This is a genomic window from Sphingopyxis sp. (genome assembly GCF_019459305.1).
Lineage (GTDB): Bacteria > Pseudomonadota > Alphaproteobacteria > Sphingomonadales > Sphingomonadaceae > Sphingopyxis.
On sequence record NZ_JAIBES010000090.1, the window covers coordinates 18,053 to 41,424 of the forward strand.

Sequence of the window (23,372 nt, forward strand, 5' to 3'; positions counted from 1 at the left end):
GGAGACAATCATGACGTGGCTTCAGGAAAATTGGATCATCGCGGTTGTCGGGCTGGTGATCGCGGTCGTTCTGCTTTGGTGGCTGTTCGGACGCGCCAAGCCCGAAGAGATCGCGCCCCCATCGATCGAACCGGCCAAGCCCGCCAAGCCGCTCGAACCCATCAAACCCGAGATTGTCGCTGCTGAACCCGCGCGCTTCAAACCGATCGAACCGGCGCCGACGCCTGTTGTCACGCCGACGCCGCCACCAATAGCAAAAACCCCGCCCCCGCCACCCGTCGTCGCCCCGGTTGCCGAGCCCGAACCGGCCCCGGAACCCGCGCCGCCGCCCGAGCCGATAGCGCCCGCGCCGGTCGAGCCTGTTGCCGCCGAACCGATTGCGCCGGTAGCAGCGCCCGAACCTGCACCCGCGCCGCAGCCTGTGCCAACACCCACACCGACTCCCGAAGTCACCAAACTCAAAGCCGACAATCTGCAGTTGCTGAAAGGCGTTGGGCCAAAGATGGTCGCGCTGCTGGGCGGCCTCGGCGTCACCAGCTTTCAGCAGATCGCCAATTGGACCGACGCCGACATCGCTCGCATCGACCCCCAGCTCGGCGCCTTCCAGGGCCGCATCGCGCGCGACAATATCGTCGATCAGGCTGGTTATCTGGCGCGCGGCGACAAGGCGGGCTTCGAAGCGAAATATGGCGCGCTTGGCGGCGAACTCTGAGCGGTCAGCGACGACCAGAAGCGGTTATCAACAGGCTCGTTATCCCGGCGAAGGCCAGGATGACGCACTGAAAAACATGCGCTAACCACCCCAAAGTCGGCACTGGCCAGCTATCCAAAACCTGTTGCTTTACACCGCCGCGCGCCTCAGCCGGCGTCCGCATCAACCTTCGGTCGGCTGATCTCGGTCACCAGCAGTTTGTCGATCTTGCGCCCGTCCATGTCGACGATCTCGAATCGCCAGCCCTTGTCGGTGAATTTCTCGCCGAGTTTCGGCAGATGCTTCAGGACCGCCAGAACATGGCCGGCCGCGGTCGCATAGTCGCGGTCGTCGTCGAGATCGATCCCCAGCCGCTCGGCCATCTGGTCGGCGGGCATCGATCCCGCGATCAGCAGACTGCCGTCGTCGCGCTCGACGACGAACGGCTCGCTGCCGATATCCTGATCGGATGCAAATTCTCCCGCGATCGCCGCCAGCAGGTCGGCGGGGGTGACCAGGCCTTCGAAATGACCATATTCGTCGTGGACAAACAGCATCGGCACGTCGGCGACACGCAAGGCTTCCAGCGCGTCCATCGCATCGATCTGGTCGTGGATAACCTTGGCGGATCGCATCAGTTGCGCAAGGTCGAGCGCTTCGCCGCGGAACAGCGCCGCGGCAATGTCGCGCGCCTGCACCACGCCAACAATGTCGTCGACCGACCCGCGCGCCACCGGCAAGCGGCTGTGTGGCGATTCGACCAGTTTGTCGCGTACCCCCTGCGCGTCGAGCGATACGTCGATCCAGTCGACGTCCTTGCGCGGCGTCATCACCTCGCGCACCGGGCGGTCGGCGAGGCGCACCACGCCCGAAATGATCGCGCGCTCGCTTTCCTCGATCAGCCCCGATTTCGACGCCTCGGCGACGATCAGGTGAAGCTCCTCGGCGGTCACCCGGTCCTCGGATTCGCGGTTGAGGCCAAGGATGCGGAACACCAGTGCCGAACTGCGGTCGAGCAGCCACACCAATGGCGCGCCGATTTTCGACAGCCACAGCATCGGCAGCGCGATGAAGATCGCGATCGGTTCGGGCGCGCGCAACGCAAATTGCTTCGGCACCAGCTCGCCGACGATCAGCGAGAAATAGGTGGTTACCGCGATCACCACCGCAAACCCGATCGTAAGCGCGGTTTCATCGTCGAAACCGAATAACAGTTGCAATCGCTCGCCCACTGGGCCGCCCAGGCTGGCCCCCGAATAGGCACCGGCCAGAATGCTGATCAGCGTGATCCCGACCTGTACGGTCGACAGGAAGCGCCCTGGATCGGCGGTCAATTGGCGTGCGACGGCAGCGCCGCGGCTGCCGCGCTTTTCGGCGGCCTGCAAGCGCGGCGCGCGCGCCGACACGATCGCCAGTTCGGACATGGCGAAGACGCCATTCAAAAGGATCAGGACGGCGATGATCGCCACGTCGGACCATGGGAAAGGGGTCATTGGGCGGTCGTGCGGCGCGTCGGCGCCCGGCCCCTGTCAGCGTCGGTCATAGGGCGCTTATAGGACAAAGCCGCGGCATTGCACAATGGCGGCTGAATAAGCGCCTCAGCGAGCGTTCAGCCGGAATCGGGAACTAGATCGCCAGCCAAATGTTATCGGCAGGAACGGCGGTGCGCGCACGACCCATGCGGCCGCCCACCAAGGGAGCGACCAATGAATATCAAAACCATCAAACTCGCAACGCTTGCCACGATCAGCGCTATGGCGCTGACCGGCTGTGTGACCGACCCCAACACCGGCGAGAAGCGCATTTCGAATGCCGCTATCGGCGGTCTCGGCGGCGCGCTCGGCGGTTATCTGCTAGGCGACCTGATCGGCGGCAAGAACAGCCGCACCGAGGAAATCGTCGGCGCAGGCATCGGCGCGGTCGCGGGCGCCGGCGTCGGATATTACATGGACTAGCAGTAAAAGACGCTGCGCCAGCGCACGGCCGGCACCGGCATCGACGTCGAGCGTCAGGGCGACCAGCTGGTGCTCAACATGCCCGGCGACGTGACCTTCGATTACAACAGCGCGCTGGTGAAATCGCAGTTCCGCAGCGCACTCGACAATGTCGCCTCGACGCTGGCCGAATATCCCAGCACCTATATCGATGTATACGGTCACACCGATTCGACCGGCAGCGACAGCTATAATCAGGGCTTGTCCGAACGCCGTGCGTCGTCGGTCGCCGATTACCTCGGCGGCCGCGGCATCCAGCGCGCGCGTATGGCCACGAGGGGTTATGGCGAATCGCAGCTGAAATGCTCGCCCGAGCGCGGCGAGGCCGATTATCAGTGCAACCGCCGCGTCGAGATCCGCATCGCGCCGGTGACACAGGCGGACGTTAACGCCGCCCGCTAAATTCCATTCCCGTGGAACAGGAAAGGGCGTCGCCGACAGGCGGCGCCCTTTTCTATGTCAGGCTGGGGAAGCTCGCCTTGAGTCCGTCGATGACGAACTGCGCGGCGAGCGCGGCGAGCAACACGCCCAGCAGGCGGGTGATCACAGCCTCGCCCTTGTTGCCGATAAAGCGCATCAACGGCCCTGCCGCGAGCAACGCGCCGAGCGTCATCAGCAGCACCAGCAGCAGCGCGCCGAAGATCACGAACGCGCGGTCGAGCCCGTTATTCTGCGCGACCAGTAGCATCACCGACGCGATCGACCCCGGTCCGGCCAGCATCGGCATCGCCATCGGGAACACCGAAACATCCTCAATCTCGGGGGTCGCCATCACCTTTTCGGCGCGCTGTTCGCGGCGCTCGGTGCGCTTTTCGAACACCATATCGATCGCGATGATGAACAGCATGATGCCGCCCGCGATGCGGAAACTGTCGAGGTCGATGTGCAGGAAGCTGAGCAAAGCTTCACCGAACATCGCGAAAAAGACGAGGATGCACCCCGCAATCACCGTCGCGCGGATCGCCATCGACCGGCGCTGCTGCGCGCTCGCGCCGGTGGTCAGGCTGGCATAGATCGGCGCGCAACCCGGGGGGTCGATGACCACGAACAACGTTACGAAGGCCGAGATGAACAGGTCAATCATGGCTGTTTCGGCGCCGCGACCTGATCGTCGATCACGGTCACCATCTGGCTGCCGTCCCACAACCGGATCGTCACACGGCGCGACTGATCGGCCCGAACGGTCGAAGTCCAGCTCAAGGTCTGGTCGGGCGACAGACCGACCGCCATATCGTCACCCTCGGCGGCCGCTTCGATCGGAACGGCGGGGCGCGATCCGCACACCGCCTGCTTCGATTCGATAAATTCGGGCGCCTCACGTGGGGTGGCGAGGCCATCACCATGATCGAGGATCCAGTCGGTCTTGCCGCTCTTGGGATCGCGCATCCAGACGGTGGTGAAAAATCCATGCGCCGGCCCCTTTTGCCACGCGCCGGTCGTCGCACCGCTGTTGCCGTCGCAGCTGACATAAACCGCGTGTGGCTCCCACTTCACCGCTTCGGCGGGGTCTTTCTGCGTCCTGAGCCAGTCGCGCGCTTTTACCCGCTGCGGCACAAACATCACCGCGTCGGGATGTGATGTTTCGCGAAACGCGGTCCACTGCCCCTTTTCCTGCGCCAGCCGGGAAAAGCCGATTTCGGCAGCGACAAAGGCGCTGGGGTTCGGCCCCAGCGGGCGATTTCGGACGTCGTTGGGGTCACCGGCACAACCGGCGAGCAGCGAAAGAGCGAGCGAAGCGGTGAACAGGATGCGCATCAAAAGCCTTCCGGATCGGCCAGACCCGCACGGCGGTGCGCGGCGACGAGGGTGTTGCGGAGCAGGCAGGCGATCGTCATCGGTCCGACCCCGCCCGGAACCGGGGTGATCGCATCGGCGACCGCCGCGACCTCGGCATAGTCGACGTCGCCGACCAGTCGCCCCTTTGCCGCGCCGTCGGCGGGCGGCAGGCGGTTGATCCCCACGTCGATGACGATCGCGCCAGGCTTGATCCAGTCGCCCTTGACCATCTCGGCGCGCCCGACCGCAGCAACCACAATATCGGCGCGGCGGACCAGCGCGGGCAGGTCTTTGGTCCGGCTGTGCGCCATCGTCACGGTCGCGTTGGCGCCGAGCAGCAATTGTCCCATCGGCTTGCCGACCAGGATCGAGCGCCCCACCACAATCGCATCCTTGCCCGACAGGTCGCCGAGCCGGTCCTGCAGCAACAGTAGACAACCATAGGGGGTGCACGGCACCATGCCGGGGATGCCGAGCGCCAGCCGCCCGGCGCTGACCGGGGTCAGCCCGTCGACATCCTTGTCGGGGTCGATCGCCGCAACCGCCGCCTGTTCGTCGAGGTGACCGGGGAGCGGCAATTGCAGCAGGATGCCATCGACCGCATCGTCGGCGTTCAGTCGCGCGAGGAGTGTCTCGACCTCGTCCTGCGTCGCGGTGGCGGGCAAGCGATGCTCGAAACTTGCCATACCCGCGGCAACGGTGGCCTTGCCCTTCGACCCGACATAGACCGCGCTCGCCGGATCATCGCCGACCAGCACGACCGCAAGCCCGGGCGCGCGCCCGGTTGCGGCGACAAAGGCGGGGACAGCGTCGGCAATCCGGCCGCGCAGACCAGCGGCAAAAGCCTTGCCGTCGATCACCTGCGCGGCGGTCTCAACCGTCATCACGCCATGCCGTTCGCATAAGCGAGGCGCCCGAGATAATTGAGCACCGGCCCGTCGAGAATGATGATGATGATCAGCACCAGCATCGGGGTCAGGTCGAGCCCGCCGAAATCGGGCATGATGCGGCGAAACGGCCGGTACAGCGGCTCGGTAATCCGGTCGAGCACGGTCCACAGCTGATTGACGAAATCATTGTGCGTGTTGATCACATTGAACGCGATCAGCCACGACATCACCGCCTGCGCGATGATGAACCACCACAGGACCGTCAGGATGATGTGGACGATCTGGAGGAGCATGAGAACCAAGGCGATTTCTCCGAAATAGGGTCTTGCCGCGTCTCTTAGCGATGAATGAGCGTGCCTGCACCCCTTGCGGTGAAAATTTCCAGCAGCATCGCGTGCGGAATGCGCCCGTCGAGGATGACCGCCGCCTCGACCCCGGCCTCGACCGCGGCGACGCAGGTTTCGACCTTGGGGATCATGCCGCCGGTGATCGTGCCGTCGGCCTTCAGGGCATCGATCGCCGGCTGGTCGAGGTCGGTGAGCAGTGCTCCCGCCTTGTCGAGCACCCCGGCGACGTCGGTGAGCAGGAAAAAGCGCTTGGCACCGAGCGCCCCGGCGATCGCGCCCGCCATCGTGTCGGCATTGATATTGTACGTTGCCCCATCGGCGCCCAGCGCGACGGGCGCCACGATGGGGATGAAATTGTCCTTGGTCAGGTTGATCAGGATCGTCGGATCCACCGCCACCGGCTCGCCGACAAAGCCCAGGTCGACATGGCGCTCGATCCCCGAATTGGGGTCAGGCTGAGTCCGCCGCACCTTTTCGGCAAGCACCAGATTGGCATCCTTGCCCGAAATGCCGACCGCACGCCCGCCGAGCGCGGCGAGCCAGCCGACGATTTCCTTGTTGATCTTGCCCGCCAGCACCATCTCGGCGACCTCGGCAGTCGCGGCGTCGGTGACGCGCAGTCCCCCGACAAAGGAGGATTCGATCCCGAGCTTTTTCAGCATCGCGCCGATCTGCGGCCCGCCACCGTGAACGACCACCGGGTTGATCCCGACGGCTTTGAGCAGCACGATATCCTCGGCGAAATCGCGCTGCGCCTCGGCATCGCCCATCGCGTGGCCGCCATATTTGATCACGAACGTCTCGCCGGCGTAACGCTGCAGATAGGGCAGCGCCTCAACGAGCGTTTCGGCCTTGGCGAGCAGGTCGGGCATTTTCGACGGGTCGGTCATCGTCATCATCCGTCGTTCTTGGCGTCGAGATTGCGGCCGAGCGCGACGAGGCCGGTGATCACAAAGGGGATGACCAGGATCGACAGCGCGACCTTCGCCAGCATCTGTCCGCCCATCAGGTTGGCGATCGGGAAAACGCCGTAAAAGGCGATGGTGACGAACAGCAAGGTGTCGACGATCTGGCTGAGCGCGCTGGCGATCGCGCCACGGATGGCGAGCCAGGTCGTCCCTGTCCCGCCGCCTTCGCGCCCGCGCAGCTTGCTAAAGATCGTAACGTTCAAAAATTGCGAGGTGCCATAGGCGACGATCCCCGCCGCCATCAGCCGCGGGGTCTGGCCCAGGATCATTTCGAACGACGCCAGCCGCGCCGGATCCATCTCGGGTGCTGCCGGGAGCGCATAGACCAGCGATGTCAGCATGATCGACATCACCAGCGGGACAAAGCCCCACAGCACCAGTTTGTTTGCGGTCGATTGGCCCTGCAATTCGGACACGGCGCTCGACAGCGCGACAAGGATCAGGAACGGAAAAATCCCGGCCTCGACTGCCAGCCCACCGAACAGGGCGACCTGCTTGTTCCCCAGCACCCCGGCGAGCACGACCATCCCGCCATAAATGATGGTGAAAAGGAACAGGGAAGGCGAGAGCGTGCGCGGCAGCGCCGTCGATGTGGTGTCGGTCATGCCGCCCGATAGTCGCTTTTGCGCAGCGTGGAAAGATGCGTGCGGCGGCAACACTTGCCCCCCCGCCAAAGCCCGCTAGACAAGGCGCAACAATTTGCGGGGGACGCACAGGAATATGGAACGACTGATTGGTTTGGTTGGCATCGTCGCGCTGCTCGCGATCGCCGTTTTATTCTCTTCCAACCGCCGGTGGATTCGCCTGCGCGTCGTCATTCCCGCTTTCCTGCTCCAGGCCGGGTTTGCCTTGCTGGTGATCGGCACCCCGTGGGGGCGCAATATCATTCAGGCGATGTCGAACGGGGTGTCGAACCTGCTGGGCTATGCCAAGGCGGGGACCGATTTCATCTTTGGCCCGCTCGCCTCGCCCGAAATCGGCGCCAACAGTTTTGCGATTGCGGCGCTGCCGGTGATCGTCTTTTTTGCCTCGCTGATTTCGATCCTCTACTACCTCGGCATCATGCAGCTGGTGATCAAATGGGTTGGCGGCGGCATCCAGAAAATCACCGGCATCACCAAGGTCGAAAGCCTGGGCGCTGCGGCGAACATCTTTGTCGGCCAGTCGGAATCGCCGCTCGTCATCCGTCCCTATCTCGCCGGGCTGACCCCGCCGCAGCTGTTCACGATCATGACGGTCGGCATGGCCGGGGTCGCGGGCACCATATTGGGCGCCTATGCCAGCATGATCGGCGAACAATTGCTGCCCTATCTGCTCGCCGCCAGCTTCATGTCGGCACCCGGCGGCATCTTGATGGCCAAGATCATGATGCCCGACGATCCCAAGGATCTGGGCATTGAACCCGTGATCATGCCCGAGGCGAGCCATGACGACGAAAAGCCCGCCAATATCATCATGGCCGCCGCGCAGGGCGCCCAGACCGGCGTCAAGCTCGCGGTCGCGGTCGGCGCGATGGTGCTCGCTTTCGTGGCGCTTGTCGCGCTCGCCAACGGCCTGCTCGGCGGGATCGGTGGCTGGCTGGGCTATCCCGACCTGTCGTTCCAGGCGATCATCGGCACCTTGTTCCGCCCGGTGATGTGGCTGATGGGGGTGCCGTGGGACGAAAGCGCAGTCGTCGGCGGGCTGTTCGGCAGCAAGATCGTGCTCAACGAATTCGTCGCCTTCATCGACCTCGGCAAGGTGCAGGGCGACATGTCGCTGGCCGCGGTCGCCATCGCCACCTTTGCCCTGTGCGGTTTCGCCAATTTCAGCTCGATCGCGATCCAGATGGCGGTGACCGGCGGACTTGCCCCCAACCAGCGCCCGATGATCGCCAAGCTGGGGCTGAAGGCGCTGCTCGCGGGCAGCCTCTCGAACCTGATGTCGGCGGCACTGGCCGGACTGATGCTGGGGATCGCACCGCCTGTCGCGGCGCCGCCTGCTGCGCCCGCAGTCGAGGCGGTTGCGGCCCCTGTCGACGCGCCCGTAGCGATCCCCGACCCGGCCCCGGCCGAAGCAACCAAAGCCCCCTGACCGGCCCGACGCGGCGCTCGGGAGAATTTGCAAGCCGGTCTGAAGCGGCGTAATCTATTGGACGATAACGAACCCCGGGTCGCATTTGCCAATAGGGAGTTTGCCATGAAAATCGCCTATCGTCTGTCGATCCTCGCCGCCGCTGCCGTATCGATGGGGGCGGCTATGCTCGCCACCTCCAGCGCACAGCCTCCAGAAGACCGGATGGCCAGGCCTCCAGAGGCGACGATCTACCGCGACGCCGCCTATCGCGGCCCCGCGGTGTTCATCGGCGAAGCGAAACCCAATCTGGGCCTCGCATGGCCGGTCAATTCGGTGCGCGTCGCCAGCGGCCGCTGGGAATTGTGCCAGAAGACGCGCTTTCGCGGCACCTGCCGCACGGTCGAGCGCGACACGCCGATGCTCAACAACGTCCTGCGCGGCCTGACCATCCAGTCGATCCGTCCGGTCGGCAGCGGCGGCGGCTGGGATCCCGCGCCCCCCGCCAACGACCAGGTCGCGCGCGGCAATTTTGCCGAATTCCACACCCAGCCGGCGCAAGGCAACCGCCGCGTCCTCGCCTGCGAATATGGATCGGCGACGGCGAACTGCGCGGCGCGGACGGCGGACAAATATTGCCGCTCGATCGGCTGGAACGGATCGGCGCGCGAGCATATGGAAACGGTCAGCAACCGCGTCTATCTGGCCGACGTGCTGTGCGTCCGCTCGGGCTATTGAGGGAGGTTGCGATGCACGGGATAAAATTCGTCGCCCTTGGCGGCGCCGCGCTGGCGCTGCCCGCCTGCATGTCGGTCGGCGGGCCGGGGGTCAGCACCTATTATGAATGCGACCGCGGCACGCGGCTGAAGGTCGATTTCATCGGCGACCGCGCCTTGGTGAGCGTCAATGGCGGCCGCGCCGAAGCGATGCGTTCCACGCCCGCGGCCAGCGGCGCGATCTATGAAAATCGTGCGGGCTGGCGCCTGCATACCAAGGGCAATGAGGCGATGTGGAACACCGCGCTGCGCTCGTCGCCCGAAACCTGTCGCCAGGTGGTGGTGCCGCGCTAGGGCCGGGTCAAAGGTCCATCTTCGCCAGCGCGGCGCGAACCTCGCTGGCGAACAGCTCGGGCTGCTCCCATGCGGCGAAATGGCCGCCGCGCGGCAGCTCGTTCCAGTGGACGATATTCTTGTAGCGCCGCTCGGCCCAGCGCCGCGACAGCCGCATGATCTCGTTCGGAAACAGGCTGCACCCGGTCGGCACCAATATCTCGCCCGCGGCGAAATTGCGGAAGCTGTGCCAATAGAGCCGCGCCGACGAGGCGGCACTCGCGGTCAGCCAATACAGGCTGATCGTGTCGAGCATGGCCTCCTTCGACAACGCCTTTTCGGGATGCCCGCCGATCGACTGACCGCCCGGCTGGTGCCCGCAATCGGTCCAGCCATGGAATTTTTCGGCGATCCACGCCATCTGCCCGACGGGTGAATCGGTCAGCGCATAGCCGATCGTCTGCGGCCGGGTGGCATGCTGGGTCGAATAGCCGCTATCCTTCGCCTGATACCAGCCGAAGCGCGCCAAATAGAGCTGCTCGGCATCGGTGAGGTCGTTCATCAGGTCCGGCGGCGGCGCACCCACGACCATGTTGACGTGGATGCCGGCGCAATGATCGGCGTGGTTCATCCCGATCGCACAGGTCACCGCGCTGCCCCAGTCGCCGCCCTGCGCGAAATAGCGCTCGTAACCGAGCGCAACCATCAGCGCGTCCCACGCCGCGCCGATATGCTCGACGCTCCACTTGGCGGCGGTCGGTTTGCCTGAAAACCCATAGCCCGGCAGCGACGGGATCACGAGGTGATAGTCGCGCGACAGTGGTTCGATAACGTCAAGGAATTCGAGCACCGACCCCGGCCAGCCGTGGGTCAGGACCAGGGGTCGTGCCGCCGGATTGACCGAACGGATATGGAGGAAATGCACGTCGAGCCCATCGATCGTCGCGAGATAATTGGGCAGCGCATTCAGCCGCGCTTCGACGGTGCGCCAATCATATTCGCCGCGCCAATAGGCCGCGAGTTCCTGCGCATAGGCGAGCGGGACGCCCTGATCCCAGTCGCCCACCGTTTCCTTCTCGGGCCAGCGCGTCCGCGCCAGGCGGTCTTGCAGGTCATCAAGCGCCGATTGCGGCACATCGATGACGAACGCACGGATATTCTCGACGTCCATGAAAATCCCCCCCACTATCAGCTTATCAGGGCCGCGCGGGCGCCTTGCAACCGCGTTCGAGCCCGACGCCTTTCAGGAAGCCGCGGCGCACCGTTCCTGCATAGACCGCTTCGGCATAGCGGCGACGTTCGGCATTGGCGCCGGTGATTTCGCCGATCAGACTGCGGAACGGAATGATCGACCCGGCCACGCTGCCAGCCACGCGGCCCACGGTGCGCTCGCGCTTTTTCGCCACGCTTTGTTCTTCGGTTTCGTTGACGTCGGGGCCGAGCACCTCGTCGAGTTCGACGATTTCCTGCTGGATCGCGGCGCATTTGCGCATGCCCGCCAGGGAATAAGGATCGCCCTGAATCGCGACCAGCTTGGCGGGCGCCTCCTTGCCGTCAAATGGTTCGGTCACCTTGTTGGCGGTGTCCTTGATGGTCGGATCTTCCCGCGACCCGGACTGCGCCTGCGACGGGACCGAGAGAATGAGCGCGGCGGCCATTGCGGTGGCCGACAATCCGACGATAAATCTGTTTTGCATATGACGCCTCCTCTGCTGCCCCCTGACAGCCAATAGACTAACGCGTCGGGACCGGTTCGGCTCCCGTCCAGTCATAAAAGCCGCGGCCCGCCTTTTTGCCGACCCAGCCCGCCTCGACATATTGCACCAGCAGCGGGGCGGGACGGAATTTGGGATCGCCGGTGCCGCTGTGCAGGACGCGGATGATTTCGAGGCAGGTGTCGAGCCCGATGAAGTCGGCGAGCGTGATCGGACCCATTGGATGGTTGAGGCCCAGACGGCAACCGGCGTCGATGTCCTGCATCGTCGCGACGCCCTCACCCAGCGCGAACACGGCTTCGTTGATGAGCGGCATCAGGACGCGATTGACGATGAAGCCCGGCGCGTCGTTGGCGTGGACGATTTCCTTACCGAGGCCGCGGCCGAAGGCTTCGACGGATTGCAGCGTCGCGTCGCTGGTCGCGAGGCCGCGGATCAGTTCGATCAGCCCCATCACCGGCACCGGGTTGAAGAAATGCACGCCGATGAAGCGCGCCGGATCGGGCGAGGCTTGGGCGAGACGGGTGATCGGAATCGAGCTGGTGTTGCTGGCGAGGATCGCGGTGGACGAGAGGTGCGGGCCAACGCTGGCAAAGATCGCGCGCTTGATCTCTTCGCGCTCGGTCGCTGCCTCGATGACGAGGTCGGCGGGGGCGAAGGCGCTGTGGTCGGCGACGGGGGTGATGCGGGCGAGCAGCGCGTCGGCATCGCCCTGCGTCATCTTTTCCTTGGCGACGAGACGGCCGAGCGCCTTGGCGATCCCCGCCTTGCCGGCTTCGGCGCGCGCAAGGTCGATGTCAGACAGCAACACGTCATGGCCGGCGCCCGCCGATACCTGCGCGATGCCCGCGCCCATTTGCCCTGCCCCGATGACGCCGACGATCATAAACTGCCCTTTCGCTGGAAACCCTGCCCGTGCCCTACGGGCTCGGTCCCATGCGTCAAGGGGCGGAACGGAAGGCGGTCGCTTCGGCAAGGATCAGGGCAAAGGCGGGGTCGGTGTCGTCCCACGTCGCCACCGGCGTCCAGCCGCTGGCGCGGAGCAGCAGGTTGGCGTCGCGCGCGCCATATTTATGGCTGTTCTCGCTGTGAATCGTTTCGCCCGCTGCCATATGATAGTCATGCCCATCGACGGTGAAATCCATGTCGCACGCCGCGACAAGGTGCATTTCGATGCGCGCATGGACATCATTCCAGATCGCGCGGTGGGTGAAATTCTCGACCGGGATATCACCGCCGAGTTCGCGGTTGATCCGCTCGAGCAGGTTGAGGTTGAACGCCGCGGTGACCCCCGCCGGATCGTCATAGGCGCGCTCGAGCACCGCAATATCCTTGATCCGGTCGATCCCGATCAGCAGCAGCGCTTCTTCGCCAAGCGCCTCGCGCCAGTTGCGGAGCAAATCGACCGCGGTGCGCGCGACCATGTTGCCGATCGTCGAGCCGGGGAAAAAGCCGAGCTTGGGTAGCGGGCAAATCTCGCGCGGCATTGCGACGCGCTGGGTGAAATCGGCCTCGACCGGATAGATGGGCAGGCCGGGGAAGCGCGCGGCGAGCGCCGCGGCGCTGTCGCGCAGAAAATCGCCCGAGATGTCGACCGGCACATAAGCGGCAGGCGCGATCGCGCCAAGCAGCAACGGGGTTTTGGTCGAGCTGCCCGAGCCAAGCTCGACGACTGCGCGGCCCGGGCCGACCGCCGCGGCAATGTCGGCGGCGTGGCGGGTGAGCAGGTCGGTTTCGCTGCGCGTCGGATAATATTCGGGGAGCGCGGTTATGTCTTCGAACAGCGCCGAGCCCGTCGCATCGTAGAACCAGCGCGCCGGGATCGCCTTTTGCGCCTGCGCCAGCCCGGCGTGGACGTCGGCGCGAAACGCGATATCGACCCCCGCGGCGTCGGCGTCGACCTGTCTAAGATTGCGAACAACGCCCATGTCAGAGATCCTTGGCTAAACGAACGCCGGTGAACTGCCAGCGCTGATGGGGGTAGAAGAAATTGCGGTAAGACGCGCGCAGATGGCCGCGCGGGGTCGCGCAGCTGCCGCCGCGCAGCACGAACTGGCCGCTCATGAACTTGCCATTATATTCGCCCACCGCGCCGGGCGCGGCGCGAAAGCCGGGATAGGGGCGATAGGCGCTGCCGGTCCATTCCCACACGCTGCCGAACATCTGTTGCAGTCCGGCGTCATCGGCGGCGGCGGCAGGCTGCACCGGCCCGGCGCTGTCGAGCTGCTGCCCCGATGCCGGATCGAGGCGCGCCGCGGCGGCTTCCCATTCGAACTCGGTCGGCAGGCGGGCACCGGCCCAGCTCGCGAACGCGTCGGCTTCGAAAAAGCTGATGTGGGTGACGGGAGCGGCGGGGTCGATGTCCTGCCAACCCGACAGCGTGAACTGACCCTCGCCGTCCCAATAGGCGGGTGCGGCGATACCCTCGGCCTGCACCCACGCCCAGCCATCGCTGAGCCACAGCGAGGGCGTATGATAACCGCCGTCGGCAATAAATTGCTGCCATTCGCCATTGCTGACCGGGCGGCTGGCGAGCGCATGCGGGGTGAGCAGCGTATCGTGGCGCGGGCCTTCACAGTCGAAGGCAAAGCCGTCGCCGCCGTGGCCGGCCGCCGCAATGCCCGCCCTGCCCTCGATCCATTTCATGGCGGAAAATGGCGCAACGTCACGCGAGATTGCCGTTTTTTCCCACACCGCTGGGCCGAGCGGGTTCTGCGCGAAGAGATGCTTGAGGTCGGTGAGCAGCAATTCCTGATGCTGCTGCTCATGATGGATGCCGAGTTCGGTCAGCGTTTGCGCCGCCGGCGGCAGGCCGGGTAGCGCGCCGAGCAGCGCGGCATCGACATGCGCGCGCCAGCGAAGGATTTCGTCCAAGGACGGGCGGGTCAACAACCCGCGCTGCGGCCGCGCATGACGCGGTCCCTCGGCCTCATAATAGCTGTTGAACAGATAGGCGTAGCGATCGTCGAACAGGCGATAGCCCGGCACATGGTCGCGCAGGACGAAGGTTTCGAAGAACCATGTCGTGTGCGCCAGATGCCATTTGGCAGGCGACGCGTCGGGCATCGACTGCGCGCTGGCGTCGGCGTCAGACAGCGTCGCGACAAGATCGAGCGACAGCTGGCGCGTTGCGGCGAAACGCTGCGCGAGCAGGTGTGCCGGGTTGGCGGTTTGCGCGATGGGTGAAGCGTCGGTTTGGCTGGCCATGATGAGACAATCCCCCGCGGTGCGATTCGGTTTCGCATGAAGATCGAATATGGTTACGCGGCGGCGAAATGTCTAGAACATTTGGGGAACACAGCCTGTCGCCGCCGCGAAGACGGGGCCGCTAGCGGTTTACGCAGCAGCGAAGAGCAAGGACGAGGGTGGCCGCGTTCCGAGGCACGTGACTCTGGAACGCCCTTCGCGGGGGCGTCGATAGGCTAGCGCGTCGCGCCGGGTTTCCACAACACGTCGCCGCCCGCCGCGGCATTGAGGTGCCGGGTAAGCACGAACAGATGATCGGACAGGCGGTTGAGATAGGTGAGCGCCAGCGGGTTGAGGTCGCGATCCGAACCTGCCGCGACCGCCGCCCGTTCCGCCCGCCGCGTCACCGCGCGGGCAAGGTGAAGCCGCGCGGCGGCGTCGGTGCCGCCGGGCAGGATGAAACTGCGCAGCGCTTCCAGATCGTCGTTCATCCGGTCGATCTCGTCCTCCAGCCGCGCGATCTGGCTGGGGACGATGCGCAGCGCCATATCGTGCGGGCCGAAACCATGCGCCGGGTCGGCGGGGGTGGCGAGGTCGGCGCCAAGATCGAACATCTCATTCTGGATCCGCACCAGCATCGCGGTGGCGTCGCTGTTCGGATGGAGCGCGGCGACCGCGATCCCGATCGCGCTATTCGCTTCGTCGACATCGCCGATCGCCGCCATCAGCGGCGCCGATTTGGCGATCCGCGAGCCGTCGACCAGCCCGGTGGTGCCGTCATCGCCGGTGCGCGTGTAGATTTTGTTCAGTTTGACCATTTATCGGGGCTTGCGCAGCGGCGGGATCAGCCGCCCGCGGCGAGCAAGCCGATCAGCACGATCAGGATGATGGTGATCGCCTGCCATTTGACGCGCGACATCATCATCTTGTTCTGCATCACCTGATTTTCTTCGACTTTTCCGTCGATCACCGCCTGGTGGCCTTGCGAAAAATAGAAGAGCCCCCGCGCGAGCGAGAAGAGGACGAAGCCGGCCGCCACGACGACGCCGATGATCAGCAAGATGTTCATGGCCCCTATTTAGGGCATTTGCAGCGAATAACCAGTGGGAAGGCGTCCGGCGAGCAGATCGGCGGCGAGCGCGCGGCCATCGACGCCGGTGGCGCGCAGCGCGGCGAGTGATGCCGCGGCGTCGCGTTTCGCCAGCCGCTTGCCATCGGAACCACAAACCAGCGCGTGATGGTGGTAAAGCGGGGTCGGCAGGTCGAGCAGCGCCTGGAGCAGGCGGTGGACGTCGGTCGCGGCGATCAGGTCGGCGCCGCGGATGACGTGCGTGACTCCCATCGCGGCGTCGTCGAGGGTGCTGGCGAGATGATAGCTGGCGGGGGCATCCTTGCGCGCGAGGACGATGTCGCCATGCGCCAGCGGATCGGCGGGGCGCGGTCCTTCCCCTTGCTCCTCCCAGGTCAGCCCGCCGACATTTGTGACCGCGCGGGCCATATCGAGGCGCCAGCAATGCGGCTCAGCCGCCATCCGCCGCTGCTGCTCGGTCTTAGAAAGAGTGCGGCAGGTGCCGGGATAGACCGCCCCCGACGGTCCGTGCGGCGCGCTCAGGCTCGCGGCGATATCGGCGCGGGTGCAGAAGCAGGGATAGACGAGATCGCGGGCGCGCAGCGTGCCGAGCGCCGCGGCATAATCGCCGAGCCGCGCCGACTGGCGCACCGGCTCGCTATCCCAGCCGAGCCCGAGCCATGCGAGATCGGCGAGCGACGCGCCGACATATTCCTCGCGCGAGCGGCTGCCGTCGATATCGTCGATGCGGATCAGATATTGGCCGCCCGCCGCGCGCGCCGCGTCGTGCGCCAGCACGGCGCTATAGGCGTGGCCAAGGTGGAGGTCGCCGGTCGGGCTGGGCGCGAAACGGGTCAGCATCGCCGTGGTAAAAACTCCATATACTGTGCTGGCGCCATCAGAATCCTTCCATATCTTGCGGCAGATGCCCCCTTGACGTCAGATTCTGATGCGGCATGTAATAGGCTTGTCACTTGAGGAAGGCAGTGGCGCGCCATCTGATCAGCAATGGGGGCAATGTCCAACCGCCATGTTCCATCCCGATCTCGCCCGGCATCCCGACAGCTGTCCCGCGCTTGTCCTGAATGCCGATTATACGCCGCTCAGCTATTATCCGCTCAGCCTGTGGCCATGGCAGACCGCGGTCAAGGCGGTTTTCCTCGACCGCGTCACCATCGTCGAAAATTACGAGCGCGAGATTCATTCGCCGACGCGGACGATGCCGATCCCCAGCGTCATCGCGCTGCGCCAATATGTGAAACCGTCGCAGCATCCGGCGTTCACCCGATTCAACCTGTTCCTGCGCGACCGTTTCTCGTGCCAATATTGCGGTTCGGGCAAAGACCTGACCTTTGACCATGTCGTACCGCGCCGGCTGGGCGGGCGGACGACGTGGGAAAATGTCACCACCGCCTGCGCGCCGTGCAACCTCAAAAAAGGCGGGCGGACGCCGCAACAGGCGCGCATGCCGATCTATCGCCAGCCGTGGCGTCCGACGAGCTGGCAGCTACAGGACAATGGCCGCGCCTTCCCGCCGGGCTATCTGCATACGAGCTGGATCGACTGGCTGTATTGGGATGTCGAACTGGAAGGCTGACCGACGGGCAACAATACTGACAGGGTGGCCGATCTTAGCGTATTTGGTCACGGTTCCTATAAATCATTCGCATCCAATTCCGTCATTGTCGCGGTCGAGGTGCTGCCCGTAGCCGGGATCGCCGCGGCGTACCGTCGCCGCTCCCGCAGCGCGCACTGCGGTACAGTCGGAGAATGCCCGCGATTGATCGGTGAGGCGTTGCGGTCGATCTTCTGAGGACACTGAGCCGCCCGACGCGCGGTGGCAGTGTCGACGACCATTCTTGCGATCATTATGGCAGCCGTCTGCCGCGAGCCCGCCCGGATGAGCGTCCACGACGGCAGGCAATGACAATGCGGCCAACGCTGAAGCGATCAGATAACATGCATACCCCCGTCCCCACCGGGCAGCTGCCTCGTAATGGACCGACTGTCGAATCCTGTATTCGAAATAGTCGACTAATTGGCTGTCCAATTTCGGGATGGAAGTTGGGCATCGGGGGGGCCAAGGTCGCGATCTTCAAACTCACGACGCCTGATTGTGTGTGGGCGTGGCTCCTCATAACCTGAAGGTCGTAGGTTCAAATCCTACTCCCGCAACCAACAACCCCCTGAATTCCATGATAAAATTTCCCCTCGGGGAACGCTGGAAGCACGTGCGCGTAGATTCTGTAAGCATATAGGAAGCACGTGGATTGTAATTTCATTACAATCTGGAAGCACTGGCCCGGTTCGGCGGACGCCGTCCACTTCAGGCATTCGTGCGGGTATAGATAATGTCGGGAAGTATCGTTTCCCACTCATCTCGCACGATAGCCTCTCGATACTCTTCAGCGTTATCCGAACGACGCCAGCGAACGACGGCTCCAACCTCGGCATGGCTAATTTCGCATCCGGCCGGAGGCGCAAAGGATCGGCTCATTCTTCCAATGATTCTACCAGTCGCGTCCTTGATCATCCAAGCTTTGTCCCCTCTTTCCAAGCTGATCCGATCACCCACCTGGCATTGCCCGATGCCCCCAAGCGCAGGATTGTAAGACATCAATCGGCCGGCAAATGAAAGATCCACCAAAGCCATGTCCGGCGGCTGGTAGCTCCTTGCCTCGAGCGGGCCTTGAGTTGGATGGTGCGGAACCGTCCTAGTAAGAATGGCTTCTGTTTCGCTGATTACAAAAGGGTGCACGCCCTGAGTCACAATTGACAGGCTACGCCTTGCCCGCGTCATCGCCACATAAAACAGCCGGCGAGGCGCATCGCGATCTTCATTCCGTGAGGTGCTGTGCCAGTCGCCATCCAGGATCACGACATCGTTAAACTCAAGGCCCTTTGCTCGGTGAGCAGTTAGAAGAAGCAGGCCCTGCTGCTCGCCTCGCGCGTCATGGCTCCATTCGGCAATCCATTCGACAAGGTCAGGCACTGCCATGCGGCTGGCGCCGGTTTCCCGTCTGAGTGCTTCAACCCCTCTTTCGATGAGCCGGGTCCAGCGATTGGGTGGCAAGAGATCAAGAAACTCAGCCAAGTCGTCCGCGCTCAATACTTGGCGCTCGTCCTCCCGACACATAGTGACCAGCTGCTGCACCTCGCGAAGACGCCAGATGCTAGGCAGCCTTTCATTGGCCATCTCGACCGGAACACCCAACTTCTCCGCATAACTGCGAACAGCTTCGAGACGCTGCCAATTTCGCGAAATGATCGCCGTCTTTTTCCAGTCCCAATCTGTTGTTAGACGTGACAGGCGCAACAGTTCGTCAACTGCGATGCAAGCACCTTGCCATGGTTCTCCCGCATAGCTGAGCAGCTGGACGCGGCCGTGGGCAACGGGATCAAGATTTGCTAGAGTTCCGCCTCCTGGTTCCTTGCGCCGGCCGCTGTTGACGACAATTTCTCGGTCCGACTTCATACGATGACCCGCAGAAACCATCACCCCGTTCGCGGCGTTGATGATGTGCCGGGTCGAGCGGTAGTTCTCGACCAGATATTCCGGCTTCGCCTTGTAGTCTTCCTCAAATGCGCGAATGAAATTCACTGAGGCACCATCGAAGGCGTAGATATTCTGGTCATCATCGCCCACGGCAAACAGGCTAAGGCGTAAATCAGAGTCATCCAGCGATCGGCCGGCCACAGCGGAAATGAACCGGTAGGCATCTGATCCGATATCCTGATACTCGTCGACAAGGATCCAACGATAACCCTGGATCAAGGCTTCACGCTGGATCTCGGCCTCGTTTTTACTCAGGCCCTCTCCCTCCAGCTGGCGGACCGCCTCGCGCAGAACGTCATCAAAGTCCGCATTCTGGGCTGACGAACCAACAAAGCTCGCCCCGACAAGCCGCATGGCCATCGCGTGACACGTCGATACGGTAACCCCTTGCGCATCTTCGCCGATAAGATCCCGCAAACGAGTCCTAATCTCGGTAACGGCATGTCTGTTGTAACTCAGAACAAGAATGCCTTTCGGATTTTCTCGTTTGACGCGGACGAGGTAGGCAATTCTGTGCACCAATGTCCTTGTCTTGCCGGCCCCCGGCCCGGCCAAAACAAGTACGTTTGTTTGCTCGCGATCATCGCTCACAATCCTTTGCTGGACGGGGTCCTTGAGGCGTTCGACAATTGCTTCCCAAGAGGCGGAAGACGTTTGTCTCCGGATCGTCATTGCCTGGTCAGGAAGCCATCTTCGCGTGAAGTCATCGCGATCCAGAACAAAATAGTCCTCGGACATCTCCAGCGCGGCATCGATCGAGGAAAGCCCCTTCGCAGCGTAGGCTGCCATCACATGCGTCTGGAAAGTCTGCTCGCCGTAATGCTCCTCGAGCGGTTTAAAATGCTGGTGCGTGAATTGTCCAGCGCCCTGCTTCAGTTGGATGGTCATGGCAGATCGAAAAACTGTGATTCCCTTGCCAAGGACGATAATCTCTTGCTCGTGCAGCCAGAGAATAGCGCGATTGAGCAATTTTGTATGGTCGGTGATTTCGAAGCTCAGAAAGGCATCGGACGTCAGGGCCGCGGTCAAGTCGCCCAAAGTCGTCTCGACTAGGAGATCCTTGCCGCGTTTCCCCTTTTCGACCTTACCCACTAGGTGGTTGAGGAGATTTTGCGCAGCTTCGCGCCTAAAGGCTGCTGTTCGCGCCACCGCGCCCCAGGTCCGCTGCAATCGTACGAACAATGTGTTTCGCGATTGCTTGCGAATATGCAGGTTGCCTTTGCCCCCATCGAGATCTCGTCCATCCTGCGCCAAACCTCGAAGCAGCTTTTCGATTATGTTAGGGCGGGCGTTGTCGAAGCCCTCGTCACGTAGCTTCTGGCAAAGCTGTGACAGCTGCAGCGGAAAAGCTTCCTCTGCATTGGCATCCGGCTCTGCCTCGCGAAGTACGTCGACCAGCATTGCCTCCAGGCTTGAGGCGACCCGCAAGCGATCGCTCGACTGCCCTTCAACTCCGACATGGATGAAGGCAGTCAGCGCCATATCGTTCTTCGCAAGGCCTAGGACCTCTAGGTCGTGCATAGCTTTCGGAAGCCCCCCACTGGTGAGGCCGCTGACGCCAATGAGCTCGTCTGTAGTAACGCCTTCGTCAGGGGCCGCACTCATCAGGTGCCTTACGATGCTCAAGAGCTGCTTTCGTCGAGAGCCCGTAATCTTTGCTTTCTCGAGGATGGCATCAGCATCGGTCAGGCTGCGCACAGTCAGACATGCAGGGAAGATGCTCACCCGGTTTTCTTCTCGAGCGAGCAGTGTTGCCTCCTCGAGCCATGAAACTGCCGTCTTTACGCGGGTATCATCCGTCAGCAGATCTCGCTCGAACTCATGGTCACGTTCGGCGCGAACAATCTCGCCAGACGTGGCGACAACATCCCCCTTCTTGGATGTTTTTTCGTCCAGGCGGCGGAGCGCCTTGAGGATTGCCGCGATTTCGTGCCGGGCCAACCGCGCTCGTGCGGACAATGTAAATTGTCGCTCTACGTCGTCTTCCGCAAATAGGAGGACACATTCGGCCGGATCGCGATCTCTCCCGGCGCGTCCTGATTCCTGCAAATAGTTCTCTAGCGAACCAGGAACGTCGCCGTGGATCACCAGCCGAATGTCCGGCTTGTCGATCCCCATGCCAAAGGCATTGGTTGCAGCGATGATGCGCAGTTCGCCAATCCGAAACCGCTCCTGGACATCCTTCTTCTGGTCGGGCGTCAGCCCTGCATGGAAGTAATCCGCCATCAACCCCTGCTGCTGAAGGAATTCGGCTACCAGCTCAGTCTGCTTTCGAGATGAGCAATAAACAATGGCACCTGCAGCTCCCTCACTCGGCAACTTCGCTTCAATGACATCGAGTATGTCGGCGAGCTTGGTGCTGCGACCCGTAGGTCTGACCTCAAAGGCGAGATTGGTCCGCACAGCCCCGCCGTCATAGAGCTCGAGATCTGCTCCAACCCGTTCGCTAAAATGCTTGCGAATATCCTCAACAACTTCAGGCTTGGCCGTGGCGGTAAGACATAGGATCGGCGCAGAGACACGATCGCCGGAATGTTCCTTCACAAACCGGGCGACATACCGGTAATCTGGCCGGAAATCATGGCCCCACTTGGACACGCAATGCGCTTCATCCAGAACCCAGAGGCCGACCTCTCGTTGTGCAAGAACAGAGCGAACAGAGACGCTTCGCAACTGCTCCGGCGAGATCAAGAGAATGCTCGCATCGCCCATACGAACCAGATCGAGTACATTCTGCCGCTCTGGCATCGAGAGCATGCCGTTGATCGTAACGGCCGAGGAAATCCCCGCGCGTTCCATACCTTGAACCTGATCGCTCATTAGAGCCACCAGCGGCGAGATGACTACGGTTAGCGAACCGACTTTCTCGAAATTGGTGAGGGCGGGGATCTGATAGCAAACCGATTTACCCGTGCCCGTCGGCAAGATCCCAAGGAGACTTTTGCCTCGCATCGCCTCCCTAACGATGCGTTCCTGAAGAGGATTGCCTTGCTCATCCGCCGGCTTCGCCCGAAATGCTTCATAGCCGAACCAGCGCAGCAAGGCTGCTTTCGGGTCATTCACCCGCTGGCACCAGCCGCAAGCGGAGCTACCACAATCTCGGCCTCGCAATTGCTTCACGATTTCGGCAGCGTCGGGATATCGCTTGCGAACCCAGGGCGGCATCACCGAGTCCCCGCCCGCCACCGATATCCACGAAAGTGCGTAGGCTGTAGCCCACCCCTTTGACGGACTGGATATCTTGTTCAGCAGCTCCTCAATGCTAGCCTCGCAAGCGCCATCTCGAAGTAAGTTTCGAATGGCGTCTTCGACTTCATCTGTTCGTGGGGCTTCAGCCATTCGCGCAGCGCAAAAGACGGCATCGAAGCCGTCCATACCCTCTCCAAGTGTTGTCAAATAATGGAACACGGAAAGCATGAGGGGCTTACTTGCCCTGAGTTCGGAAAAGGCTAGCAGCTGATCCTGGATTAGCTCGAACACGAGCTTCGCGTCTTTTTCTGGATCGTTGAGGTGTCCGGCCTGCAAGCGGCCATCGACATGATGCTTGACGAGGTGATGATAGGGGTTGCGAGGAAAGGCGAGCGGATTAAGCCACAACGTATCAATCGGAGCCCGGAATAGCTTTGTCAGATTTGTTCGATGGGCGGCGAGATGCGGGAGGTCGTGGTGAATGATATTGTGACCGATGCAATGCGAACAATGGTCAAGGCTCGCTTCAAGCCGGTCAAGGGTTCGCCCAAAATCATTCGCTCCTGAGAGGATAGAAGCTTCATTTTCAAAGCGGACGGCTGCGAATGCGAATATCTGCGCTGTCTTCGGATTGACCTCGATATCGAGCGAGACGCACCTTGCGAGAAGTTCAGTTTCCGAAGGAGAAAGAGTGGTTGAGATCGTCAATTGGTATCCTCAACCTTTAGCGAGTAGTGGCGTTACGAGCTCGGTCATATCTCAAAGTACCTGAATTTTACCTAATTTCGTGCCCGAGCAAAGAGATAAGCTGAGGCGGATCAACGCGCGAGGAACTGTCTCGGCAAAAACGTTGTCCGCTTCATTTGAGCACGACATCGAAACGCGGTCAG

General features: G+C 62.8%; 22 protein-coding genes, 1 tRNA gene and 1 pseudogene. 7 read left to right on the top strand and 17 right to left on the bottom strand.

Going from position 1 to position 23,372, the window contains the following annotated elements:
- The first annotated feature begins 10 nt into the window (after window positions 1-10).
- Window positions 11-712 (top strand): hypothetical protein, encoded by a 702-nt coding sequence (locus tag K0M74_RS10640; RefSeq protein WP_293971671.1) that lies wholly within the window; start codon window positions 11-13, stop codon window positions 710-712.
- A gap of 146 nt (window positions 713-858) precedes the next feature.
- On the opposite strand, the gene K0M74_RS10645 is transcribed toward K0M74_RS10640, so the two are convergent.
- The gene (locus tag K0M74_RS10645; protein WP_293971674.1) at window positions 859-2,184 is read right to left on the bottom strand and encodes a hemolysin family protein; all 1,326 of its coding nucleotides are present in this window, start codon (window positions 2,182-2,184) and stop codon (window positions 859-861) included.
- Window positions 2,185-2,397: 213 nt separating this feature from the next.
- Here K0M74_RS10645 and K0M74_RS10650 point away from each other — a divergent pair.
- Window positions 2,398-3,087, top strand: a pseudogene (locus tag K0M74_RS10650) (OmpA family protein).
- Window positions 3,088-3,139: 52 nt separating this feature from the next.
- On the opposite strand, the gene K0M74_RS10655 reads toward K0M74_RS10650, so the two are convergent.
- Genes K0M74_RS10655 through K0M74_RS10680 form a run of 6 tightly spaced genes read right to left on the bottom strand, consistent with a single transcriptional unit; the run spans window position 3,140 to window position 7,271 of the window.
- Window positions 3,140-3,769 (bottom strand): MarC family protein, encoded by a 630-nt coding sequence (locus K0M74_RS10655; RefSeq protein ID WP_088443293.1) that lies wholly within the window; start codon window positions 3,767-3,769, stop codon window positions 3,140-3,142.
- A complete protein-coding gene (locus K0M74_RS10660; protein ID WP_293971679.1) occupies window positions 3,766-4,440 on the bottom strand; it encodes a hypothetical protein in 675 nt (224 codons plus the stop codon). Before K0M74_RS10660 ends, K0M74_RS10655 begins: the two co-directional genes overlap by 4 nt.
- Window positions 4,440-5,345 carry a bifunctional methylenetetrahydrofolate dehydrogenase/methenyltetrahydrofolate cyclohydrolase FolD gene (gene folD / locus K0M74_RS10665; protein ID WP_293971682.1) on the bottom strand — a complete coding sequence of 302 codons (906 nt, stop codon included), beginning with the start codon at window positions 5,343-5,345 and terminating at the stop codon, window positions 4,440-4,442. Before folD ends, K0M74_RS10660 begins: the two co-directional genes overlap by 1 nt.
- Window positions 5,345-5,644 carry a YggT family protein gene (locus K0M74_RS10670; protein ID WP_088443299.1) on the bottom strand — a complete coding sequence of 100 codons (300 nt, stop codon included), beginning with the start codon at window positions 5,642-5,644 and terminating at the stop codon, window positions 5,345-5,347. The genes folD and K0M74_RS10670 overlap by 1 nt, the downstream gene beginning before the upstream one ends.
- Before the next feature lie 44 nt (window positions 5,645-5,688).
- Entirely contained in the window at window positions 5,689-6,588 is a 900-nt protein-coding gene (gene argB, locus K0M74_RS10675; protein WP_293971684.1) for an acetylglutamate kinase, read from the bottom strand.
- Between the two features lie 5 nt (window positions 6,589-6,593).
- A complete protein-coding gene (locus tag K0M74_RS10680; protein WP_293971687.1) occupies window positions 6,594-7,271 on the bottom strand; it encodes a queuosine precursor transporter in 678 nt (225 codons plus the stop codon).
- 115 nt (window positions 7,272-7,386) lie between these two features.
- Here K0M74_RS10680 and K0M74_RS10685 point away from each other — a divergent pair, with 115 nt between their 5' ends.
- The 3 genes from K0M74_RS10685 to K0M74_RS10695 all read left to right on the top strand — a co-directional run bounded on the left by K0M74_RS10685 (window position 7,387) and on the right by K0M74_RS10695 (window position 9,788).
- Window positions 7,387-8,739, top strand: a complete 1,353-nt coding sequence (locus tag K0M74_RS10685) for a NupC/NupG family nucleoside CNT transporter (RefSeq protein WP_293971690.1) — start codon at window positions 7,387-7,389, stop codon at window positions 8,737-8,739.
- A gap of 105 nt (window positions 8,740-8,844) precedes the next feature.
- Entirely contained in the window at window positions 8,845-9,456 is a 612-nt protein-coding gene (locus tag K0M74_RS10690; protein ID WP_293971694.1) for a beta/gamma crystallin-related protein, read from the top strand.
- An 11-nt stretch (window positions 9,457-9,467) separates the two neighbouring features.
- Window positions 9,468-9,788, top strand: coding sequence for an MliC family protein (locus K0M74_RS10695; protein WP_293971697.1), 321 nt, complete (start codon window positions 9,468-9,470; stop codon window positions 9,786-9,788).
- A 7-nt stretch (window positions 9,789-9,795) separates the two neighbouring features.
- Here the strand turns inward: K0M74_RS10695 and K0M74_RS10700 are convergent, their stop codons facing one another.
- The 8 genes from K0M74_RS10700 to gluQRS form a co-directional block, all read right to left on the bottom strand.
- Complete coding sequence (locus tag K0M74_RS10700; protein ID WP_366932650.1) at window positions 9,796-10,953, bottom strand: epoxide hydrolase family protein; 1,158 nt, start codon at window positions 10,951-10,953, stop codon at window positions 9,796-9,798.
- Between the two features lie 10 nt (window positions 10,954-10,963).
- Window positions 10,964-11,464 carry a hypothetical protein gene (locus tag K0M74_RS10705; RefSeq protein ID WP_293971700.1) on the bottom strand — a complete coding sequence of 167 codons (501 nt, stop codon included), beginning with the start codon at window positions 11,462-11,464 and terminating at the stop codon, window positions 10,964-10,966.
- Window positions 11,465-11,501: 37 nt separating this feature from the next.
- Window positions 11,502-12,368 (bottom strand): 3-hydroxyacyl-CoA dehydrogenase NAD-binding domain-containing protein, encoded by an 867-nt coding sequence (locus K0M74_RS10710; protein WP_293971702.1) that lies wholly within the window; start codon window positions 12,366-12,368, stop codon window positions 11,502-11,504.
- Window positions 12,369-12,423: 55 nt separating this feature from the next.
- Window positions 12,424-13,410 (bottom strand): L-histidine N(alpha)-methyltransferase, encoded by a 987-nt coding sequence (gene egtD / locus K0M74_RS10715; protein ID WP_293971704.1) that lies wholly within the window; start codon window positions 13,408-13,410, stop codon window positions 12,424-12,426.
- Window position 13,411: 1 nt separating this feature from the next.
- Window positions 13,412-14,689 carry an ergothioneine biosynthesis protein EgtB gene (egtB, locus tag K0M74_RS10720; RefSeq protein ID WP_293971707.1) on the bottom strand — a complete coding sequence of 426 codons (1,278 nt, stop codon included), beginning with the start codon at window positions 14,687-14,689 and terminating at the stop codon, window positions 13,412-13,414.
- 215 nt (window positions 14,690-14,904) lie between these two features.
- The gene (locus K0M74_RS10725) at window positions 14,905-15,486 is read right to left on the bottom strand and encodes a cob(I)yrinic acid a,c-diamide adenosyltransferase (protein WP_293971710.1); all 582 of its coding nucleotides are present in this window, start codon (window positions 15,484-15,486) and stop codon (window positions 14,905-14,907) included.
- A gap of 26 nt (window positions 15,487-15,512) precedes the next feature.
- Entirely contained in the window at window positions 15,513-15,737 is a 225-nt protein-coding gene (locus K0M74_RS10730) for an HIG1 domain-containing protein (RefSeq protein WP_088443329.1), read from the bottom strand.
- A gap of 9 nt (window positions 15,738-15,746) precedes the next feature.
- Window positions 15,747-16,598 carry a tRNA glutamyl-Q(34) synthetase GluQRS gene (gene gluQRS, locus K0M74_RS10735; RefSeq protein WP_293971717.1) on the bottom strand — a complete coding sequence of 284 codons (852 nt, stop codon included), beginning with the start codon at window positions 16,596-16,598 and terminating at the stop codon, window positions 15,747-15,749.
- 169 nt (window positions 16,599-16,767) lie between these two features.
- Between gluQRS and K0M74_RS10740 the strand changes: the two genes are divergently transcribed.
- On the top strand, window positions 16,768-17,334 hold the full coding sequence (locus K0M74_RS10740; protein WP_088443334.1) for an HNH endonuclease: 567 nt from the start codon (window positions 16,768-16,770) through the stop codon (window positions 17,332-17,334).
- Window positions 17,335-17,397: 63 nt separating this feature from the next.
- Here K0M74_RS10740 and K0M74_RS10745 read toward each other — a convergent pair whose 3' ends face one another.
- Window positions 17,398-17,649: an excalibur calcium-binding domain-containing protein gene (locus tag K0M74_RS10745; protein ID WP_293971756.1), complete on the bottom strand. Its 252-nt coding sequence runs from the start codon at window positions 17,647-17,649 to the stop codon at window positions 17,398-17,400.
- Between the two features lie 139 nt (window positions 17,650-17,788).
- Here K0M74_RS10745 and K0M74_RS10750 point away from each other — a divergent pair.
- Window positions 17,789-17,915: transfer RNA gene (locus K0M74_RS10750), tRNA-OTHER, on the top strand.
- A gap of 148 nt (window positions 17,916-18,063) precedes the next feature.
- Here K0M74_RS10750 and K0M74_RS10755 read toward each other — a convergent pair.
- On the bottom strand, window positions 18,064-23,190 hold the full coding sequence (locus K0M74_RS10755) for a RecQ family ATP-dependent DNA helicase (RefSeq protein ID WP_293971720.1): 5,127 nt from the start codon (window positions 23,188-23,190) through the stop codon (window positions 18,064-18,066).
- Window positions 23,191-23,372: the final 182 nt, after the last annotated feature.

Excerpts from the sequence above, each read along its gene's own strand:
- K0M74_RS10690 (WP_293971694.1), top strand. The coding sequence starts at position 8,845 with ATGAAAATCGCCTATCGTCTGTCGATCCTCGCCGCCGCTGCCGTATCG.
- K0M74_RS10640 (WP_293971671.1), top strand. The coding sequence starts at position 11 with ATGACGTGGCTTCAGGAAAATTGGATCATCGCGGTTGTCGGGCTGGTG.
- K0M74_RS10660 (WP_293971679.1), bottom strand. The coding sequence starts at position 4,440 with ATGCGCATCCTGTTCACCGCTTCGCTCGCTCTTTCGCTGCTCGCCGGT.
- egtD (WP_293971704.1), bottom strand. The coding sequence starts at position 13,410 with ATGGGCGTTGTTCGCAATCTTAGACAGGTCGACGCCGACGCCGCGGGG.
- K0M74_RS10710 (WP_293971702.1), bottom strand. The coding sequence starts at position 12,368 with ATGATCGTCGGCGTCATCGGGGCAGGGCAAATGGGCGCGGGCATCGCG.
- K0M74_RS10740 (WP_088443334.1), top strand. The coding sequence starts at position 16,768 with ATGTTCCATCCCGATCTCGCCCGGCATCCCGACAGCTGTCCCGCGCTT.
- K0M74_RS10655 (WP_088443293.1), bottom strand. The coding sequence starts at position 3,769 with ATGATTGACCTGTTCATCTCGGCCTTCGTAACGTTGTTCGTGGTCATC.
- K0M74_RS10730 (WP_088443329.1), bottom strand. The coding sequence starts at position 15,737 with ATGAACATCTTGCTGATCATCGGCGTCGTCGTGGCGGCCGGCTTCGTC.
- folD (WP_293971682.1), bottom strand. The coding sequence starts at position 5,345 with ATGACGGTTGAGACCGCCGCGCAGGTGATCGACGGCAAGGCTTTTGCC.
- K0M74_RS10670 (WP_088443299.1), bottom strand. The coding sequence starts at position 5,644 with ATGCTCCTCCAGATCGTCCACATCATCCTGACGGTCCTGTGGTGGTTC.
- K0M74_RS10695 (WP_293971697.1), top strand. The coding sequence starts at position 9,468 with ATGCACGGGATAAAATTCGTCGCCCTTGGCGGCGCCGCGCTGGCGCTG.
- K0M74_RS10705 (WP_293971700.1), bottom strand. The coding sequence starts at position 11,464 with ATGCAAAACAGATTTATCGTCGGATTGTCGGCCACCGCAATGGCCGCC.
- K0M74_RS10680 (WP_293971687.1), bottom strand. The coding sequence starts at position 7,271 with ATGACCGACACCACATCGACGGCGCTGCCGCGCACGCTCTCGCCTTCC.
- K0M74_RS10685 (WP_293971690.1), top strand. The coding sequence starts at position 7,387 with ATGGAACGACTGATTGGTTTGGTTGGCATCGTCGCGCTGCTCGCGATC.
- egtB (WP_293971707.1), bottom strand. The coding sequence starts at position 14,689 with ATGGCCAGCCAAACCGACGCTTCACCCATCGCGCAAACCGCCAACCCG.
- gluQRS (WP_293971717.1), bottom strand. The coding sequence starts at position 16,598 with ATGCTGACCCGTTTCGCGCCCAGCCCGACCGGCGACCTCCACCTTGGC.
- K0M74_RS10725 (WP_293971710.1), bottom strand. The coding sequence starts at position 15,486 with ATGGTCAAACTGAACAAAATCTACACGCGCACCGGCGATGACGGCACC.
- K0M74_RS10645 (WP_293971674.1), bottom strand. The coding sequence starts at position 2,184 with ATGACCCCTTTCCCATGGTCCGACGTGGCGATCATCGCCGTCCTGATC.
- argB (WP_293971684.1), bottom strand. The coding sequence starts at position 6,588 with ATGACCGACCCGTCGAAAATGCCCGACCTGCTCGCCAAGGCCGAAACG.